Genomic DNA, 20,353 nt, shown 5'->3' on the forward strand with positions numbered 1-20,353 from the left:
CTCTTAATCTGTGCGAGGTTATGAGAAAGAACGGATGCAAGAACATCATCTTCTCATCATCAGCTACAGTATACGGCAATCCTGCATTTATCCCTATCACGGAGGAGTGCCCAAAGGGAACACCTACGAACCCATATGGCTGGACAAAGTGGATGATCGAGCAGATTCTCACAGACCTCCACACAGCAGATCCAGAGTGGAATGTAATTCTTCTCCGTTACTTCAACCCAATCGGAGCTCATAAGAGCGGACTTATCGGAGAGGATCCAAAGGGTATTCCTAACAACCTTCTTCCATATGTTGCACAGGTTGCAATCGGAAAGCTTCAGAGCGTTGGCGTATTTGGCAATGATTACGACACACCGGATGGAACAGGTGTGAGAGATTACATCCATGTAGTAGACCTTGCAGTTGGACATGTAAAGGCTATCAACAAGATCAAGGAGAATCCTGGAGTTAAGGTATACAACCTTGGAACAGGAAATGGTTACAGTGTCCTTGATGTTATCAAGGCGTTCAGCAAGGCCTGTGGACATGACGTTCCATATGTGATCAAGGAGAGACGTCCTGGAGATATTGCAACATGCTACTCAGACGCTTCACTTGCCAAGAAGGAGCTTGGCTGGGAGGCTCAGTACGGAATCGACGAGATGTGTGCTGATTCATGGAAGTGGCAGTCGATGAATCCAAATGGATATAATGACTAATTCCAAAATATAAATAACATAAAGCGGCAGAGCACCGACAAATACTATATATAATCAGATGTAGATTTGCCGGTGCTCTTTTCTATGTATTGACTTTTTAAAAGAGACGTTGTATAAGTAAGTAAACTACGCTTTCTGCGGTCTTTGTTAATTATGCCCTTTTTTAGGGCTTTATCAGATAGAAATGGGTGTTTGACATATGAGACTAGAAATACTGCTTTCGTGTATGAACCTTCAGGATGAGGATATCATAACGAAATCCCATATAGAGTCCGACACGATCATAGTCAACCAGTGTGGATATGATGGGTACAATGAATATGACAGGAACGGACATAAGACAAGAATTTTTTCGGTGAATGACAAGGGTCTTACCAAGAGCAGGAACTATGCTATAAAGCATTCCGAGGCGGATGTGTGTCTGCTGTGTGATGACGATGAGGTGTTCAGCAGGAATTACGAAGAAGGGATACTGACTGCGTACAGAGATCTGCCAGAGGCGGATGTCATCATATTCAACATAGGCAACAGACCTGCCCATTGGGGCGACATGCCTAAGAAGCTTGGATATCTGGATCTCATGCATGTGGCATCCTGGCAGATATCATTCAAGAGAGAGAGCATAGTCAATAATAATGTATATTTTGATGAGCACATGGGTGCGGGCTCGGGCAACGGAGCTGAAGAGGAATTCAGATTCCTCACGGATTGCAGGAAGAACGGACTTGCAATATATTATGTACCATTTGTCATAGCGGATGTTGCGCAGACAAAGTCAACATGGTTTAAGGGGTATAACGAAGAATTTTTCATAAACAGAGGTAATACGACAAGATACATCATGGGTTATGTACCGGCGGTATTGTACGCAGCGTATTACAGCATAAGGAAGAGACATCAGTTTGACAGTGATATATCATGGTTTAAGGCCTTCAGACTTATTATGAAGGGAATACATGAGAACAGGTTAGGGAAGAAGAAATGAGTGAAAAAATATTAAGTGTGATAATTCCGTCTTACAACAGCAAGCCATATCTTGACAAATGTCTTGGATCACTTGTTGTTCCGGAGCTTATGGACAAAATAGACGTGATAGTGGTAAACGATGGCTCGACAGACGGCAGTGAGAGTATATGTGAGGAGTACATTGAGAAGTATCCTGACAGCTATTCACTTATTAATAAGGAGAACGGAGGACATGGCTCAGCGATAAATGCCGGAGCTGAGAAGGCCAGGGGCAGATACATGAAGGTGCTTGACGCCGACGACTGGTTTCTCACAGAGAGTATTCCTGAGTTTATAGGAAAGCTCGAGAATGCCAGTGCGGATGTTGTTCTGACATGTCACCACACCATCAATATAACAACAGGGGAGATAAAGAACTGGAGATGTTTCCCTGATGAATTCGACAGAGAATATACTATGGAAGAGGTCATGTCAGACTGGAAAAAATTTGACAGAAGCCTCACATTCCATGGAATAACATATAGAACACAGTTTTACCGTGAGAATGGAGTCAGACTTGCAGAAAAAGTATTCTACGAGGATCACGAATATGCGACATATCCATGCTGCTTGGCAAAAACCATACTGCCACTCGATATGTTCGTGTACGAGTACAGGATCGGGGATGTGTCCCAGAGCGTATCCGCGCAGAATCAGTTCAAGAGAATCGACCATACCAAGATGGTCATAGTAAAGATGCTCAAGAACAGAGAGGACATCTCGGAGCAGTGGGCTCTTGAATACTGCGACAAGAAGATACATCTTCTTCTGCTGAGCTTCATGGTAACTTCCATGCTATGCGATTCCGACAGAAAGAGAGGTGTTGCACGGGTAGATCAGCTTATGAGTTATATAGTCAAGAGAGACAGACACGTCGTTGATATGACATTGAAGCATTATAAGATACTTAAGCTTCTGAATGCTGCGCATGTGGGTCTGGAAGGCTACAACAAAATGCTTAATTCAAAGCTTTACAACAAGGTAAGGCACAATAAGAGTTTTGAATAGATTTACTATGGAGGATTAACGAAAAATGAAAGTAAAAAGCGGAAGCTTTTTAGAAGTTTTTAATTATAAAGATCTTTTAAATCAGCTTGTTTCAAGAGATATAAAGTTAAAGTATAGAAGAAGTTTTCTTGGATATGTGTGGAGTATCCTGAACCCATTGCTCATCATGATCGTAATGGTTATCGTATTCTCCAAGATGTTCAACAGATCGATACCACACTTCCCTGTGTACCTTTTTGCAGGACGTATACTGTACGAATTTGTAATAGGTGCATGTGGTAAGGCACTTGGAAGTATAACAGATAATTCGTCACTGCTTAAGAAAACGTATGTGTCAAAGTTTATGTTCCCGCTGGCAAAGATCACAAGCTCACTTGTTGACTGCCTGTTTTCACTGGGAGCGTTTCTTATCGTTATCATATTCACACGTTCACCATTTTACTGGACGATGCTGTTGTTCCCATTCATATTCCTTCAGGCCTATATATTTGCCTGCGGATTGGGCTTTTTTCTTGCACAGCTCCATGTATTCTTCAGAGATACAAGATATATATGGAATGCGGTCACCACAGCGTGGATGTACTGTTCAGCGATATTCTATCCTATAGATATGCTGCCAGACTGGTTGAAGTTACTTGTGAATTACTTCAACCCACTGTATGTATATATCAAGCAGTTTAGATGCATAGCGCATCAGGGAGTGATGCCTGATCTCACTACTATCGGTCTCGGATTCCTCTATGCATTCTTTTTCTTTGGACTGGGAGTGCTGTGTTTCAAGAAGAATCAGGACAAGTTCATTCTGTATATTTAGGAGGTGTGGCAGTTGGCTAACGTAGAAGAGAAAAAGAACGAACTTGATGATAAGAAGATTTTCACCTCAAATGCACAGCGTACAACAACTGTGGCAAAGGGTGAGACCATTATAGAGCTCAAGGATGTGACCATAAGATTCAACAAGAACAATCTGAAGGTGGACAATCTGAAAGAGTATTTTATAAGACTTGTGACAAAACAGTTGATGTTCCAGGAGTTCATAGCGTTAAAGGACATCAATCTTGATATAAAGAAGGGCGAGGCGTGGGGCTTCCTTGGAACCAATGGTGCCGGAAAATCCACCCTGCTCAAGGTAGTCAGCAGAATATTGAAGCCTGCCAGCGGTACTGTTAAGGTATCGGGAACTGTGGCAGCCCTCATAGAGCTTGGAGCCGGAATCGATCCACAGCTCACGGCCCGTGAGAATATATTTCTCAACGGAACTCTGCTGGGATATTCAAAGGCATTTATAGAGTCAAAGTTTGACGATATAGTTGAGTTTTCAGAGTTGCAGGATTTCCTTGACTCTCCGGTCAAGAACTTTTCTTCAGGTATGAAGACCAGACTTGCATTTTCCATAGCGACGGCGGTTGAGCCGGATATTCTCATTGCGGATGAGATACTTGCTGTAGGTGATATGCGATTCAAGAAGAAGTGTGCGGCCAAGATGACTGCCATGCTGGAGGATGGAACGACCCTGCTGTATGTATCCCACAACATAGCTGCTGTCAAGAAGCAGTGTAACAAGGCTATGTGGCTGGATCATGGAAATGTAGTTATGGTGGGAGATGCCGATACGGTATGCGATGCATTCAAGGCCGAGATGGATGCACCTGCACCGGCAAAGGCCCAGAGCAAGGACAAGAAATAACAAGAAATCAGGCAAGATGTTTGATATACAACACAGGAGGATTGGATAATGTTACAGAATGTGAAGTTGCAGAATGTGATGCTGCAGATGAATCTGGATGTGAACTTGATAGAGTATCCTGAATTCAGCGCCATTGGAAAGGGAGAGGAATCACCATTTATATACGACTCAGAGAAGAAATGTCATGTTGTTGAGAAGCTCACAAAGGTTAATTTCATGAGCTATTACAACTGCATTCAGGTAAAACGCTGGTCAGAGTATACAGGGGTAAAGAACTTCAAGCTCCACCTCACAATGAAGGGAAAAGCTACAATATCCGTATATGCAATATATTCAGCATCCGTTGCGGTTACCTACAATCCACTTGTATCACAGGTAGTTGAGAGTGATGAGGTTTCAGAGGTGGTTGTGAACATACCAGAGACAGATAAGGCTCTTGTAGGTTTCTATATGGATACCCTGGAAGATACAGAGATATATAGCGGATACTATTCTGCTGACATCGAGGAGGACAGAATAAGAGATGTAAATATCTCTCTTGTCACAACAACATTCAAGAAGCAGGAATATATCAAGCGTAATATAGACCTCATCAAGTCAAATGTACTCTATGATGGAAGCGACCTCAAGGGACACATGTTCGTACACGTCATTGACAATGACAGAGAACTCGATCCATCAGAGCTCGACAGTGAGGATCTCAAGGTTTATATGAATAACAACGTAGGTGGAGCCGGCGGTTTCACCCGTGGAATGATAGAGGCACTGGAGCTTCCAAAGAAGCCTACACATGTACTCCTCATGGATGATGACGTTATGGTCATGCCAGAGAGTTTGTTCAGAACATATTATCTGCTCAGACTCCTCAAAGACGAGTACAAGAAGTGCTTCCTGAGTGGAGCCATGTTCGATTACGACATACGCCAGAAGCAGTATGAGGACGTGGGATTTGTCCACAAGGCAGACGGATCATACGGTCCGGTCAAGTCAGCTATGGATATGAGGCTTCTCAAGAACATAGTTGCAAATGAGAACTACAGTTTCAATGTCGATGATGCATATGCAGGCTGGTGGTACTGCTGTATACCTGTGGAGCACATTGAGGACAGAGGCTTACCACTTCCGGTATTTGTCAGAGGTGACGATGTAGAGTTCTCACTGAGAAATAAGCCGGGATTTATAGCACTTAATGGTATCTGTATATGGCATGTGGGATTTGCAGGCAAATTCAACGCCGCCATGGAGCTTTATCAGGTTCACAGAAACAGTTTTGTTATCCAGGCGGCAAGCGGAATATGCCAGGATGTGGATTTCCTTGCGAGAGTAAAGGGAATGTTCTGGAAGGATATAACCAGATTTGCATACAACAATGCTGAGCTGCTCATAGATTCCATTGAGGATTACCTCAAGGGACCAGAGTATATCATGCATCTTGACGGAGAGCAGAGCCTCAAGGAGCACAATGCTAAGAACGAGAAGCTTGTGCCGCTGGCAGAGCTTGGCTATGCAGGGGATCTTCCTACAGATCCATACAAGTATGAGAGTCTTAATCTGTTCCGCAAGGTAATGTATGTGCTCACGATAAACGGACATCTTCTTCCAAACTTCATGCTCAGAAGAACACCGTATATCATCGCGTACGACTGGTTCTTTGTTCCGGGAAAGAATTACATGAAGAAGACTCTCGTTGCCGTGAACAAGAACGGTGGAACAGGAGTCAGAAGAACGATCAACAGAAAGCGTTGTTTTGCGCTTATAAAGAGATATAGAAAAGTATTGGCTAAATACAAGAAGACACATGTGGAAGTTGAGCAGGCTTACAGAAATGCATTTGACGAGATGAAGACAACTAAGTTCTGGAAGGAATATCTGCATATATAAAGTGATATGGAAGGAGTATCTTTAGGGTATGGCTACTATTAAAGGTATAAAAAACCGTTTGGCGGCTGCGGGAAGAGCACTGGGGGGAGATTACACCTCAGAGAAGAACGGTTCGAAGCCAAAGGATAAGCTCAAGGCGTCCCAGCGAGTAAATGCGGCGCAGAGGGCGATGAGCGGTGATTACGCTCTCAGAGACGGCAAAAAGCCTGTTGTAAAGGTCGAGCCTGCTGAGATCAGGATGAATAAGGTATTCACCACGAAGGAAAAAGCAGAGCCTGAGATCAAAGTGTTTGAGAAGCAGGAGAGTGCCAGACAGAGAGAAGAAGAGCGAGTAGAGTGGAGAAAGAAAGCGGTGAGACGCGACAGCGACAAGACAGTCGGATGCATACATCCTGATTACTGCTGTGGCTGCGGCGCGTGCTACAGTGTATGTCCGGTAAATGCTATAAGCATGAAGTATGATTCAGAGGGATTTCTTGCTCCTGTAGTGGATCGCAGCAAATGTACAAACTGCGGTCTGTGCAGAAAGATCTGTCCATCTATAAATCTTGAGTATAAGAACACTGTCGAGCCTGCATGCTATGCGGCATATGCAGACGATGAGATAAGGGCAAAGAGTTCGTCAGGTGGAATATTCACACTGCTGGCTGAGTATGCATTTGAGCAGGGTGGAGCTGTATGCGGAGCAGGATACACAGACGATTTCAAGGTTGAACACTTTATCATAGAGAGCCCGGATGATCTGGACAAGCTCAGAAAATCCAAGTATGTTCAGGCTGATGCATCGAAGGTGTATGCGGACGTTAAGAAGATACTCAAGGAAGGCAGAGTGGTAGTATTCTGCGGATGCGGATGTCAGGTCGCAGGACTTTACGCAACACTCAAGAATGTGGATATATCAAATCTCTACACAATAGATCTGATGTGCCACGGCGGCCCATCGCCAAAGCTGTTCGATGATTATCTGAACAAATACCACGGCAAGGATCAGGGCAAGGTTGCTGATGTTGGATTCAGAGACAAGGACTACTTCGGCTGGTCTACAGAGATGACTGTAAAGTACACTGACGGAACAGTTTATCACAGAACAAGGACACAGGATCCATATTACAGAGCATTCCTTCCTTGTATATCGACGAGAAAGTTCTGTGGACACTGCGCATATGCGAAGCTTCCGAGAACAGGTGATATAACACTTGCAGATTTCTGGGGAATCCAGAAGTACAACAGAGATTACACTGACGGCAAGGGAACATCCATTGTGTCAGTCAACAGTCCACAGGGTGAGAAGATATATGCTGCCATAGCAGACAAGCTGCTCCTGAACAAGGAGATACCTTGTGATGATGTACTCAAGACAGGACAGCCATTTGACCACTGCTTCAAGAATCATCCTGCCAGACAGAGATATTTTGAGCAGATAAAGAATGGCTCATCCATGGAGAAGGCATACGATTATGCCATAAAGGACAAGTACGATGTAGGTATATATGGCGTGTGGTTCGGTGCAAACTACGGAAGTGTTGCTACCTATTACGCACTTCACGAGATCATCAGATCATTTGGTCTGTCAGTGCTCATGATAGACATGCCTGCAGCCAAGACCGGAGCCGGCAAGCCTGACACCCATGCGAGAAGATTTGCAAAGGCACATTACCATGAGAGCAAGAGATACACACTGAAGGATATGAGGGAGCTCAATTCCAAGGTCGATACATTCATCATGGGATCAGATCAGGTGTGGAACAGAGGTATAAGCAGAGGCTTCGGCTTCTCATTCTATTTCGATTTTGTTGAGCCGGATAAGAAGAAGATCGCATTCTCTGCATCATTTGGACATGACAGGGATTTCTGTAATGTACAGGACAGGGAGACGATATCTGAATACATGAGACAGTTTGATGGAATATCCATTAGAGAGACCAGTGGAGTTGAGATCTGTAAGGATGTGTATGGAATAGATGCGGTGAGAGTTCTCGATCCTGTATTTGTTGCAGACAGAAAGGTATTCGATTCACTGGCAGACAAGGCAAAGAAGAAGCACGATGGCAAATATATGCTTGCATATATACTTGATCCAACTCCGGAGAAGAGAGCCGCAGTGGTTGAGGTTTCAGAGAAGCTCGGCCTTGAGGTAGTTGTTCTTCTGGACGGACGTCCAAAGGACCCGGTGAAGAACCGTCAGATCATGGATATGGACGACAAGATCGTCGACGACATAACAGTCGAGGACTGGCTGAACTATTTCAGAAATGCAGATTTCGTTCTCACTGATTCATGCCACGGAATAAGCTTCTCACTTGTATTTGAGACAAACTTTATCGGACTTGCAAACAGTGCAAGAGGAATGACAAGATTTGAATCCCTCGTGGATGTATTCCAGGTGAGAGATCATTACGTTCAGGATGCGGCAGACATTCTTGGAAATGATGAGCTGTTGAAGCCTGTGGATTACGACAATGTTAATAAGATACTTATGTCAGAGAGGGAGAGATCCCTTGCATGGCTTAAGGAAGTATTGTTCAGACCTAAGGAGTTTGAGGGTTATAGAGCATATCCAATTATAGATAAGAGATTGGCGGAAGATAAGGAGGATTAAGTAACATGGCAAAGTATGATTACCTCATAGTAGGAGCCGGATTATTCGGCGCAGTATTTGCATACGAGGCAGGCAAGAGAGGCAAGAGCTGTCTGGTTATAGACAAGCGTCCACATATTGCCGGCAACATTTACACAGAGCAGGTGGAGGGTATAAATGTTCACAAGTATGGCGCACATATATTCCACACATCTGACAAGAAGATCTGGGAGTATGTAAACCAGTTTGCAGAGTTCAACAACTACATTAACTCACCTGTAGCTTCATACAAGGATGAGCTGTACAACCTTCCATTCAACATGAACACATTCAGCAAGATGTGGGGAATCAAGAAGCCTTCAGAGGCAAAGGCAATCATCGAGAAGCAGATCGCAGATCTGAACATTGGAGAGCCAAAGAACCTTGAGGAGCAGGCACTCAAGCTTGCCGGTACAGATGTGTATGAGAAGCTTGTCAAGGGATACACAGAGAAGCAGTGGGGAAGACCATGTACAGAGCTTCCTGCATTCATTATCAAGAGACTGCCTCTGAGATTCATATACGACAACAACTACTTCAATGACCGTTTCCAGGGAATCCCAATGGGCGGATACACACAGATCATTGAGAAGATGCTTGAGGGCGCTGAGGTCAAGACTGACACAGATTACTTCGATTTTATCAAGGAGAATCCTGACATCGCAGACAAGACTGTATACACAGGTATGATCGATGAGTTCTTCGGATTCCAGTACGGACCGCTTGAGTACCGTTCAGTAAGATTCGAGACAGAGGTACTCGATGAGGAGAACTACCAGGGAAATGCTGTTGTGAACTACACACACAGAGATGTTCCATACACAAGAATAATTGAGCACAAGCACTTTGAGTTTGGAAAGCAGCCAAAGACAGTTATCAGCCGTGAGTATTCAGCAGAGTGGAAGCCGGGCGTAGAGCCATACTACCCTGTAAACAACGACAAGAACAATGCGCTTTACGAGAAGTACAAGGAGCTTGCAGAGACACGCAAGGATGTAATATTCGGCGGAAGACTTGGACAGTACAAGTATTATGATATGGACAAGGTAATCGCAGCAGCACTTGAGTGTGTTGAGGCAGAGTTCTAATCGTGAGATAGAGCATATTATAAAGCCATACAAAGGGACGCATACCGGAATACAGATTTTTCGTATATGCGTCCTTTTTGCGTGCCGGAAGCATGGGTGATACGTCAAAATAAAAAAGATATACACTTTCGACAGAACGTGATAGAATTATACTAATTATGGGCATGTTATTTGGTGAATACGATGCCCAGGGGGTAAAAATTAAAAGGGTAAAGGGTGTATATGTTATGACAAGGAAGAGGATTGCGGTACTGACAGCCCAGGCTGATGAGTACACCCAGGGTAGATTCCTCTCGGGGTTTTTTGAGAAGGCATTTCAGCTTGATTATGATGTGTGCGTGTTCTCAATGTATCTGAAGTATCAGGATACAGCTAGCAGAGAAGTGGGGGACGCCAACATATTCAACCTGATAGAATTTGACAAATATGATGCGGTGGTAATATGTACTGACAGGATCAGGACGCCGGGAACAGAGGAGGGACTCCGGTGGCGTGTGGAGCATGAGTTTGATGGCCCGGTACTGATAGTCGGCGACGAGATAGAAGGATATAAATCCATAAATATTGATCACAGAAAGAATATATGCGGGCTTATGGATCATCTCATAGAAGAGCACGGATACCGTGATATAGTGCTGCTTGATGGCTGGGAGAATACTGCCAATTCCGAGCTGAAGAAGCAGGGATTCTTTGACAGCATGAAGAGTCATGGTATCGATGTGGATGAATCGTCGGTCTACTATGGCAATAACTGGTTTGACTCAGGACGCCAGACCGCAATGGAGATAACAGAGAACAGAGACAGACTTCCACAGGCTGTGGTGTGTGCCAGTGATCACATGGCACTGGGGCTGGCGGCTGAGCTGGCACAGAGAGGCGTGAGGGTCCCTGAGGATATAGCGATAACGGGATATGACGCTGCGGAGACGAACGATGACAGAGTCATACCGCTGACATCGGTTGATATACCTGCAAAGGTTGACGGCGAGTACGCCGCAAAATGGATAGACGCAGAGATAAACGGAAGATCTCTGGAGAACTATAGGAGCAGTGCGTCTATACACTGGGGAAAAAGCTGTGGATGTGAGCAGTGTACGGAGAAGCCGGGAAAGAGAGACGTGACGGCATGGGATATGAACGCTCAGCCGGGAAGATATGGTTCATACTATAACCATATGATGGAGGATCTGTTATCCCAGAGAGATTACAGGGAATTCTACAATACCATATTCCAGTATGCCCACACGGATGGCAACATGAGCAGTTTCAGTCTCTGCCTGAATGAATATTGGAAGTTTCCTGAGGTCATGATGGGGTCAAATGCACTGAGAGTCGGATACACGAAGAATATATACAGGGTCATCAGAAGCTGCGGTGATGGAGACAGTGCGATAGATTTCGATGACTGTTTTGACGTGTCCAGACTGATACCTGAGCTGGATGCAGATAGGGACAGACCTGAGGCTTACATATTCACTCCACTCAATTTCGACGACAGATGTTTTGGATATGCGGTTGTGAGCTATGGAAGCGAGTGCAGGGCGTACGATATTTCATATAGCACATGGATCAAGCAGATCATGCAGGGCATGGAGGCGTTCTACAGACAGGCGAGTCTTCAGAAGCTTCTGGACAAGGTCAATGCATCGCAGATCCGTGATGATCTGACCGGAGTGTACAATTATAACGGATTTATGGCGAGGTGCAGGGATATGTGTAACGATGCCGTTGCACATGGCAGGAGCATTGAGCTGCTGGCTATAGATATAAAGGGACTGGGACAGATAAATGCAAGTCTCGGCAGAAAGGTCGGGGACGAGGCCATACAGGCACTTGCCAGAATGATCTCGGCATCCCTTGAGAAATCAGACGTGTGTATGAGAATGTGTAACGATGAGTTCATCGTGGCATATCAGGTGATGGGAGATGCGGAGGATCACGCAGACGCCATAGTTAAGAGTGTGGAGAGCCGTACCAGGGAGTTTAACAGGACAAATGGCGACAATTTTGTCATGGAGATATGCTATGCGGTGGACAGACAGATGGTTGCGAATGCGGAGGCTCTGGATAACTATGTGAACGCACTCATAAGCAACAAGAACAATGCCAAGATGAAGGCGTACATTGAGAGCACGAGAAATGCAGAGCTGTCACAGGAGGATATAGAGAAGGACAAGCTTGCCACGGAGATTCTTGACAGGAATCTGCTCACATATCATTTCCAGCCTATAGTTAATGCCCGCACAGGTCAGATCTATGCCTATGAGGTGCTCATGAGATCGGCAGGAGAGCAGTACATGTCTCCTCTCGACATAATACAGAGTGCTGAGAGACTTGGACGTCTGAGCGATGTGGAGAGAGCCACATTTATCAATGTGTTGAGACTCGTTGAGGACAAGCGAGAGGAACTTGAGGGCAGAAAGATATTCTTTAACAGTATACCGGGCTGCAGGCTGTCGGAGGAGGACACCGCTGTCATAGAGAGCAAACTCAGGGAATTTGGTGGACAGGTGGTCGTGGAATTCACCGAGGAGGCTGAGATGAGCGACCAGCTACTGGATCAGATAAAGGACAAGTACGGCAGGATGAACATAGAGACCGCCATAGATGACTATGGCTCAGGTTATTCAAATGTCAACAATCTTCTCAGATATATGCCGCGTTACGTGAAGATAGACAGGATGCTCATGACAAATATACATGAGGATCCGCAGAAGCAGCATTTTGTTAAGGATATTATAGAATTTGCGCATGACAATGATATCATCACTCTGGCGGAGGGCGTTGAGCTGGATGTTGAACTCAAGGAGGTCATCAGACTTGGCGCAGATCTCATTCAGGGTTACTACACGGCGAAGCCTTCACCGGAGGCGATTGCCGAGATAGATAAGAGGATCATAAACGAGATAGTCCAGTACAATCAGAACGAGATCACAAAGTATGGCAAGAAGACCTATGTCATAACCGATGAAGACGAGATATCGATGGTTCAGCTTGCATTTAACAAATATACGGCGCTTGATTTCAAGAAGATAGATGACCAGTACAGGTACGTCAACATGACAGGTACACCGGGCTTCAAGTCCAACATGCTGATAACCATAGGAGACGGCTTCAGAGGCGAGCTCAGGGTGGACAGCATAAGCCTTGGAGGAGAGAAGGGCATACCTTGTATAAAGATAGAAGACAACTGCGATGTCAGGATAGTCCTCACCGGGGACAATGAGCTGCGCACAGGCGGTATACAGGTAGCCGAGTCGTCAAAGCTCGAGCTTGCGGGAGATGGAGATCTGAGGATCACACTTGCGGGTGGCAGATACTTTGGAATAGGAAACGATTTTGCGTCGAGACACGGAGATCTGTATTTCAATCAGGATGGAACGCTGTCCATAACGGCCACCGGAATGAGGGGCATTGGAATAGGATCCGGCCTTGGCGGTAATATATATATTGGACACGGACGATACGAGATAGATCAGAGAGGTCAGGAGGGTGTGATGATAGGCTGCATGGACAGCGACTGCACTCTTCACATAGAGAACTGTGACATGGAGATATACAATGGAATCGCCAGAAGTGTATCCATAGGCTCATATAACGGAAGCGCGGATATAGCTATTGACAATATATCCGGCAAGATATCCGGGGCATCCATCTCTACAGCAGTCATAGGAACCATGAATGGAAAGTCCTGCAGGGTTGCCATGAAGAATATCAATATTACCATGAACATCAGGGCAAATGAATGTTATGGTATAGGCTGCCGTGAGGGCGATACGGACGTCAGCATACAGTACGCTTACGTCAAGGTGGTGGCACAGGGCAAGGATGCCTACGCCATGGGTAACAGTACCCACACCGCCAGACTGGAATTCTCCAACTCGGATATCAACACACAGGTGATCAACAGCGTGGGAACTGATATAGGTGCAGAGGAGAAAAATATCGTGATCGGTAACGGTAGAGTGAGCTTCATGGTGAACGGAATATCAAAGAACAGGGAAGTGCAGATGGTCGATCTGTAGGCGCCTATTCCGAAGCGTACAGTTAATCATTATTAATATTGTGTTGTTGACTGTTGTGAAGTATAATACAGCCGATTGACATGATGGGAGAATATTTATGGTTTTTTCGAGTTTAATATTTTTGTTTGTTTTTCTCACTGCAAACCTGATAGCATATTTTGCGGTGAGCCCTGAGAAACGCAATAATGTATTGCTGATATTTTCACTGGTGTTCTATGCCTGGGGAGGCCCGAGATATCTTCTGCTCCTGGCGGGAGAGACTCTGGTGAGCTGGCTGTTTGCCATTCGCATAGATGAGGCACGTGCCGGATATACCAAGAGATCTGAGAAGTTTTATCTTGTGTGTGACCTTGTGATAATGCTTGGCTGTCTTGCGATATTCAAGTATCTGGGATTTTTCCTCGGCAACATAAAGGCAGTGTTCGGCGTGCCGAAGACCGTGCCTGGAATAGCTCTCCCAATAGGAATCTCTTTCTATACATTCCAGCTCATATCATATGTGGTGGATGTGTACAGGAACGAAGTCAGACCACAGAGAGAATACTGGAAGCTCCTTCTGTATTCAAGTCTGTTCCATCAGTGTATAGCGGGACCTATCGTCAGATATGAGACCGTTGCTGATCAGATAGACAACAGGGAGATAACAGCGAACGATATATACATGGGACTGAGAAGATTTTCAGTCGGACTGGCAAAGAAGGCGATACTGGCCAATTCCTGTGCCAGCATAGCCGATACCCTGCTCCCGGCGGGAGTAGCGAGCCTCAAGGCTCAGACGACACTTGGAATGTGGATTGGAATGATAGCGTATATGCTTCAGATATACCTTGATTTCTCAGCATACTCAGACATGGCCATCGGAATGGGAAGGATGGTAGGTTTCCACTATGATGAGAACTTTAACTACCCATATATGGCTACATCGGTAAATAATTTCTGGAGGAGATGGCATATATCACTCAGCTCATTCTTCAGGGATTACGTATATATACCGCTTGGCGGCAACAGATGCAGCACAGCGAAGTACATCCGCAACATGGCTATCGTGTGGTTCCTCACGGGAATGTGGCACGGAGCAAGCTGGAATTATATATTCTGGGGAATTTATTATCTGGGCTTTCTCCTTCTGGAGAAGTTTTATCTGGGCGGAAGACTCGGCCCTGTGGCATCCCGAATATATACGCTGCTCGTTATCCTGTTCGGATGGACCATATTCAGATTTGAGAGCCTTCGTGAGCTTGGAACAGTGCTTGCGGGAATGTTTGGAATAGGAACATCGGGATTTGCAAATATGGCACTTGGAACAATATTTGTGAAGAACATATTCTTCCTGATATTTGCATGTATTGCGTGTACGGATCTGGGCAAGAGACTCAGAAAATGGGCTATAGAAGTTGGAAAGGTCAACCCACTTGTATTCAACGTGTTCAATGTAACTGAGATGATAACACCGGTACTTATGCTCGTGATCTCAGTGCTGGCGCTTGTGGGTGCAAGCTATAATCCTTTCCTGTATTTCCAGTTTTAATGGGTGATTTTTATGAAGAGAAGATATACCAGAAGTCAGAGACAACAATTAAAGAAATTCAGAACTCTGGGTGTTCTTATATTTGCCGCAGTCATGGCGATAGGAGCATTTATTGGTCTGCTGTTTTTTGTCAGACCTAAGAAATCCACGGTGGAGAAGAGGACGCTTGCAAAGTTTCCGTCATTCACTATAACGTCATTCCTCGACGGATCATACTTCGAGGACGTGTCACTGTGGTATTCTGACACATACCCTATGAGGGATAAGCTTGTGTCGGCTGACCAGAGCCTTAAGAAGCTGTACGGAATACAGCTCGGAACGCAGGTGGTTGGAGGAAATGCCAAGGGCGATGAGATACCTGATGTGGACAAGAGTGCGGTGACCGCCACTCCTGATGATGCAGGCAAGGCGACAACTGAGAGTACCACGGAGGTTACGACAGAGGATCCTGAGATAGGACTTCCTGCGAGTCTGACATCGAAGAACAAGCAGGATGCGACAACTGAGAGCGGTTCGGTCCAGACGGTCGATCCACCAGATTCAAAGGCTATGGACAAGGCGTTCCAGAAGCAGCTTCAGGACAACCTGTATGTGAAGGATGGTTCTGCGTACAGCCTGTACTATTTCGTTCAGGACTCCGCAACAGAATATATAGATGCTATCAACAATGCAGCGGCACAGCTCTCGGGCCAGACAAATGTGTACGATATTCTTGTGCCGAACAATTCAGGTGCCCTGCTATCGGATGACGAGCTGGATAAGCTTGGCGGTTCCGATCAGAAACAGGCGATAGAGTATTACTATGGCATGATGAATGGCGTGAAGACGGTCGATATATTTGACACGTTAAAGGCGCATAAGGATGAATATATATTCTTCAGGACAGATCACCACTGGACCGCGGATGGCGCGTACTATGCGTATGAGGATTTCTGCAAGACGAAGGGCATAACGGCCATTCCACGTGACAAGAGGAAGACGGATACCTTCAAGGGATTCCTCGGAAGCTTCTACAGCACCCTGCAGAACTCTGACATGAAGAATAATCCTGATACTATATACGCCTACGAACCGATAGGAACAAATGACATGACCTACTGGAACGAGGATGGCTCGGAGCAGAAGTGGAATGTCATAATGGATGTGAATGGATGGGATAAGGGAACCATGTATTCTACATTTGTGGGCGGTGACACGCCGATGGCAGTGATAGAGAACCCGAATGTGACAGACGGTTCATCGTGTGTAGTAATGAAGGAGTCCTACGGAAATGCATTTATTCCATTTCTTGTGGATCACTACTCCAAAATATATATCATAGATTACAGATATTCACAGGTAAACATCCTTGACTTTGTGAAGAGCAAAAAGGTCAATGATTTTATCTGTATAAATAACATATCTCTCATAGGAGATAAAGATGTGGCGGCTACTATAAGCAGTCTGCTGCACTAGGGCATAATCGGAGGATTTGCAGACAGATGCCCGGAGATGGTCAACAGATATATGGAGACTGCTTCTGAAGGTATCAGAGGATTGTTCATGTTCTGCACCATAGATAATGGCAAGGATGTGGACGTGTTCCAGGCGCTTGCAACTGCCGACAGACTTCTCTATCAGGAGAAGCGTGCAAAGAAGCTTCGCCGGATGGCTGAGTAAGACCGATATAAAAGACAAAATATATAAAGGCTTGAAAGAAGGAGGATGTATCATGGAGAGATTAGGTTTCATAGGCATGGGTAATATGGCACAGGCATTATGCGCAGGATTTGTGAATTCAGGAAAGATAGCGGCTGAGAGTGTATATGCATATGCACCACACTATGACAAGCTGGTGAAGAACTCAGAGAAGTATGGATTTACCCCGTGTAAGACACTTGCAGAGCTGGTGGATGCCGTGGATACGGTCATCATGGCATGCAAGCCTTATCAGATCAATGACGTTCTCGTTGAGATAGGAGAGAGACTTCACGGCAAGGCTCTTGTGTCGGTGGCAGCTGGCTGGGATTTTAAGAAGTACAGTGAGTATTTTGACAGTTCGGTGAGGGTGCAGTTTGTGATGCCGAATACTCCGGCAATGGTATATGAGGGAGTTATGCTCTTTGAGGCACAGAATTCCCTTGAGGAGGAAGAAAGAGCACAGATAAAAGAGCTGTTCGCAGCCGTGGGAATCGTGGAGGAGCTTCCATCGAATCTCATGGGAATAGGAGGCGCAGTGACCGGCTGTGGTCCTGCATTTGTGGATCTGTTCATAGAGGGATATGCGGATGCAGCGGTTAAGTATGGTGTGCCTAGACAGACTGCGTACAGACTCATATCACAGATGATACTTGGTTCAGCAAAACTTCAGCTAGAGACAGGGGAGCATCCCGGCGTGTTGAAGGACAATGTATGTTCCCCTGCGGGAACAACCATCTGCGGTGTGGCATCTCTTGAGGAGTCAGGTCTCAGGAGTGCATGCATTAAGTCTATAGATGCGATCATGAATAAGTAATAACGGCAAAGCCCCTGTATGATTGAAATATCATACAGGGACTTTTTTATTTCTTGACTTTTTTATTTCTTGAATTTTGAGAGGATGCTTATAAGCTGCCTTATGTTCAGCGGCTTTGACAGGTGTTCGTTCATGCCCGCCAGACGGCATCTTTCGAGATCTTTAGCAAATGTGTTGGCGGTGATGGCGATGATAGGAATGTTCTGTGCATCCGGATGCTCGAGCTTTCTTATGGCGTAGGACGCCGAGATTCCATCCATCACAGGCATCTGAAGATCCATAAGGATGCCGTCGTAGGTTCCGGCAGCAGATGTGGAGAACATGTCAACGCACACGGATCCATCCTCAGCGCGCTCACAGGAAATACCATTCATACCCAGAAGTTCAGACACAACCTCATAGTTGAGTTCGTTATCCTCTGCCACCAGAAGGTGCATTCCTACACACAGGGATTCTGCGTCGCTGCTATCACCGGATTGTCCGGACCACAGATCATCCTTTATGATATAAGGGACGTCGATGCTTACCTCGATGATAGTTCCACCACCCGGATTGCTCTGTACTGTGATGGTACCCTGCATCAGATCCACAAGCTCCTTTACTATGGCGAGCCCCAGACCGCTTCCGCGCACTTTGCTGATCCTGGTGTCTGTCTCGCGGGAGAATTTGTTGAACATGCTCGCCTGATATTCAGGCTTTATTCCAATTCCCGTGTCGCTTATTCTGGCGACGAGACGTATTTTATCGGAGCCCGGTATATTCTCCTCATATAAGTCAAACCCAACGTCGCCATGACCAGGTGTGAACTTGATGGAGTTAGACAGCAGGTTAGAGTAGATCTGTTTCAGCTTGAGTCCATCGGCCAGGATGTAGTCGTGATATATATCGTGACAGTTGAAGGTTATATTGAGTCCGTCGTTCATGAGAGCCTGATCGAAAACCATGTTCAGAGTATGACACAGCTCGGATACAGATGTTTCACAAGGCTTAAGCTGCTGTCTGCCGTTTTCCAGATTCGTTATGTCAAGGATGTTGCTGACGAGCTGTTCTATATAAGCCCCGGACGTCCTGAGCTTGCCCAGACAGTCGTCTATCTTGCTTGGATCGCCTAGTGATCGCTTTGCTATGTCGGCAAATCCCATTACGGCATTCAGAGGTGTTCTTATGTCGTGAGCCATCTTGGACAGAAACTCGGACTTTGCCTCGTTTGCCTTGTTGGCCTCCTCTGCCAGGAGCATCCAGCTCTGTTCACGTCTCTTTTGTTCGCTGATAAGCCTTGTTACATACAGTATGTTGGTCACGTTGCCAAGAGCATCTCGCTTCTTCACAATAAATCTTGCCGAGTGCCAGTTGCCGTCGTTGGCAAGATAATCCATGGCTATGGTCTCGTCTGTGTGGAGACGCTCTGCGATGGTCGACAGATCAAAGAAATCAAGTATCTTGTCCTGATATTCGGGAACGACGAAGCGGTGACACAGCTCCTTCATCTTGGAGGAAGCTCTTCCCATGCGGCCTGTAAGTCTGTGTACCTTGTTATCGCTGGACACCTCCTCGTACATGTCCTGTGTAAGATCTATCCTGTATATTGAGAAGTAGATCTTGCTTATGGCAGATATGATCTCATTGTTCAGGTTAGCCTCGTCAAGTGCCTCCTGGAGCTGCCTCCTCGAATTTTGTTCAAAGCTCACAAGCTCGTCTATCTGCTTGAAGCCAATCAGCACCCTTGAAGATGAAGCCGCTGAAAAAGGGAATATCTCAGCCTCAAAGTTTTCCTGGCCCGCTGCGTTCGGAGTCACCCGGTATCTGTAAGAAAGCTTAGGGTGAGCGGCAAGATGATTCTGTATATGCTCTGCGCTGAGGATTTCTGTGAAGTCCGGGGCAGATTCTTTGATGACATATTTTTCGTAATACTGTCCGATCAGCTCTGAGTAGCAGAATGTTTTCCCAGCTTTGATGTCGTGTATGTGGGCAGCATTTGCCGCTGGGTCAAGCTTTAAAGGCTCGAGAGAATCATTCTGAAGATCCACGCAGTAGACGGATATGTAGTCCGTGCACAGAACAGACATGAACGTCCTTTCGCGGTTCAGATCCGACAGGCTCTTTTCGAGAGAATTATTGCGCTGCTCAAGAAGCTCGGTCATTCTGAGAGTCTCCCTTACATTTCCGAGATGACCGCCCACAACCCCAAGCAGACTTATAAAGGATTCCGAACTATCTATGTGGGGATTGTCCACACCGATAAAGCCTTTGAGCTGGTCCTTATAGAAGATAGGAAATGCTATTTCAGAGTGGATATCCTGCATGACCAGAAGC

Annotated in this window: 14 protein-coding genes; 13 read left to right on the forward strand and 1 reads right to left on the reverse strand. The window is 45.7% G+C overall.

Annotated features, from left to right (window positions below; all coding sequences use genetic code 11):
• The 13 genes from galE to proC form a co-directional block, all read left to right on the forward strand.
• Positions 1-707: UDP-glucose 4-epimerase GalE (gene galE / locus ABUA34_RS10165; RefSeq protein ID WP_349823254.1), on the forward strand; the 707-nt coding region annotated here is incomplete at its 5' end.
• Between the two features lie 199 nt (positions 708-906).
• Positions 907-1,692 (forward strand): glycosyltransferase family A protein, encoded by a 786-nt coding sequence (locus tag ABUA34_RS10170; RefSeq protein WP_238051026.1) that lies wholly within the window; start codon positions 907-909, stop codon positions 1,690-1,692.
• Positions 1,689-2,720 (forward strand): glycosyltransferase family 2 protein, encoded by a 1,032-nt coding sequence (locus ABUA34_RS10175; RefSeq protein ID WP_015534592.1) that lies wholly within the window; start codon positions 1,689-1,691, stop codon positions 2,718-2,720. The genes ABUA34_RS10170 and ABUA34_RS10175 overlap by 4 nt, the downstream gene beginning before the upstream one ends.
• Before the next feature lie 25 nt (positions 2,721-2,745).
• The gene (locus ABUA34_RS10180) at positions 2,746-3,534 is read left to right on the forward strand and encodes an ABC transporter permease (RefSeq protein ID WP_015534593.1); all 789 of its coding nucleotides are present in this window, start codon (positions 2,746-2,748) and stop codon (positions 3,532-3,534) included.
• A 12-nt stretch (positions 3,535-3,546) separates the two neighbouring features.
• Entirely contained in the window at positions 3,547-4,407 is an 861-nt protein-coding gene (locus tag ABUA34_RS10185; protein WP_022217009.1) for an ABC transporter ATP-binding protein, read from the forward strand.
• A 48-nt stretch (positions 4,408-4,455) separates the two neighbouring features.
• Positions 4,456-6,288 (forward strand): glycosyltransferase family 2 protein, encoded by a 1,833-nt coding sequence (locus tag ABUA34_RS10190; RefSeq protein ID WP_055145048.1) that lies wholly within the window; start codon positions 4,456-4,458, stop codon positions 6,286-6,288.
• A 28-nt stretch (positions 6,289-6,316) separates the two neighbouring features.
• On the forward strand, positions 6,317-8,887 hold the full coding sequence (locus ABUA34_RS10195) for a polysaccharide pyruvyl transferase family protein (protein WP_015534595.1): 2,571 nt from the start codon (positions 6,317-6,319) through the stop codon (positions 8,885-8,887).
• A gap of 5 nt (positions 8,888-8,892) precedes the next feature.
• The gene (gene glf, locus ABUA34_RS10200; protein ID WP_015534596.1) at positions 8,893-9,993 is read left to right on the forward strand and encodes a UDP-galactopyranose mutase; all 1,101 of its coding nucleotides are present in this window, start codon (positions 8,893-8,895) and stop codon (positions 9,991-9,993) included.
• A gap of 158 nt (positions 9,994-10,151) precedes the next feature.
• Positions 10,152-14,018: an EAL domain-containing protein gene (locus ABUA34_RS10205; RefSeq protein WP_349823255.1), complete on the forward strand. Its 3,867-nt coding sequence runs from the start codon at positions 10,152-10,154 to the stop codon at positions 14,016-14,018.
• 97 nt (positions 14,019-14,115) lie between these two features.
• Entirely contained in the window at positions 14,116-15,546 is a 1,431-nt protein-coding gene (locus tag ABUA34_RS10210; protein WP_022217007.1) for an MBOAT family O-acyltransferase, read from the forward strand.
• A gap of 12 nt (positions 15,547-15,558) precedes the next feature.
• Complete coding sequence (locus tag ABUA34_RS10215; RefSeq protein ID WP_238051022.1) at positions 15,559-17,001, forward strand: DHHW family protein; 1,443 nt, start codon at positions 15,559-15,561, stop codon at positions 16,999-17,001.
• Positions 17,002-17,037: 36 nt separating this feature from the next.
• Positions 17,038-17,205 (forward strand): hypothetical protein, encoded by a 168-nt coding sequence (locus ABUA34_RS10220; protein ID WP_238051021.1) that lies wholly within the window; start codon positions 17,038-17,040, stop codon positions 17,203-17,205.
• Positions 17,206-17,257: 52 nt separating this feature from the next.
• Complete coding sequence (gene proC, locus ABUA34_RS10225) at positions 17,258-18,040, forward strand: pyrroline-5-carboxylate reductase (RefSeq protein ID WP_055145057.1); 783 nt, start codon at positions 17,258-17,260, stop codon at positions 18,038-18,040.
• Between the two features lie 62 nt (positions 18,041-18,102).
• Here proC and ABUA34_RS10230 read toward each other — a convergent pair.
• Positions 18,103-20,353, reverse strand: a 2,251-nt coding sequence (locus tag ABUA34_RS10230; RefSeq protein ID WP_349823256.1) for a hybrid sensor histidine kinase/response regulator, incomplete at its 5' end; no start/stop codon positions are given.

It is taken from the genome of Coprococcus sp. RTP21428st1_C9_RTP21428_210409 (assembly GCF_040227395.1).
Classification (GTDB): domain Bacteria; phylum Bacillota; class Clostridia; order Lachnospirales; family Lachnospiraceae; genus Coprococcus; species Coprococcus aceti.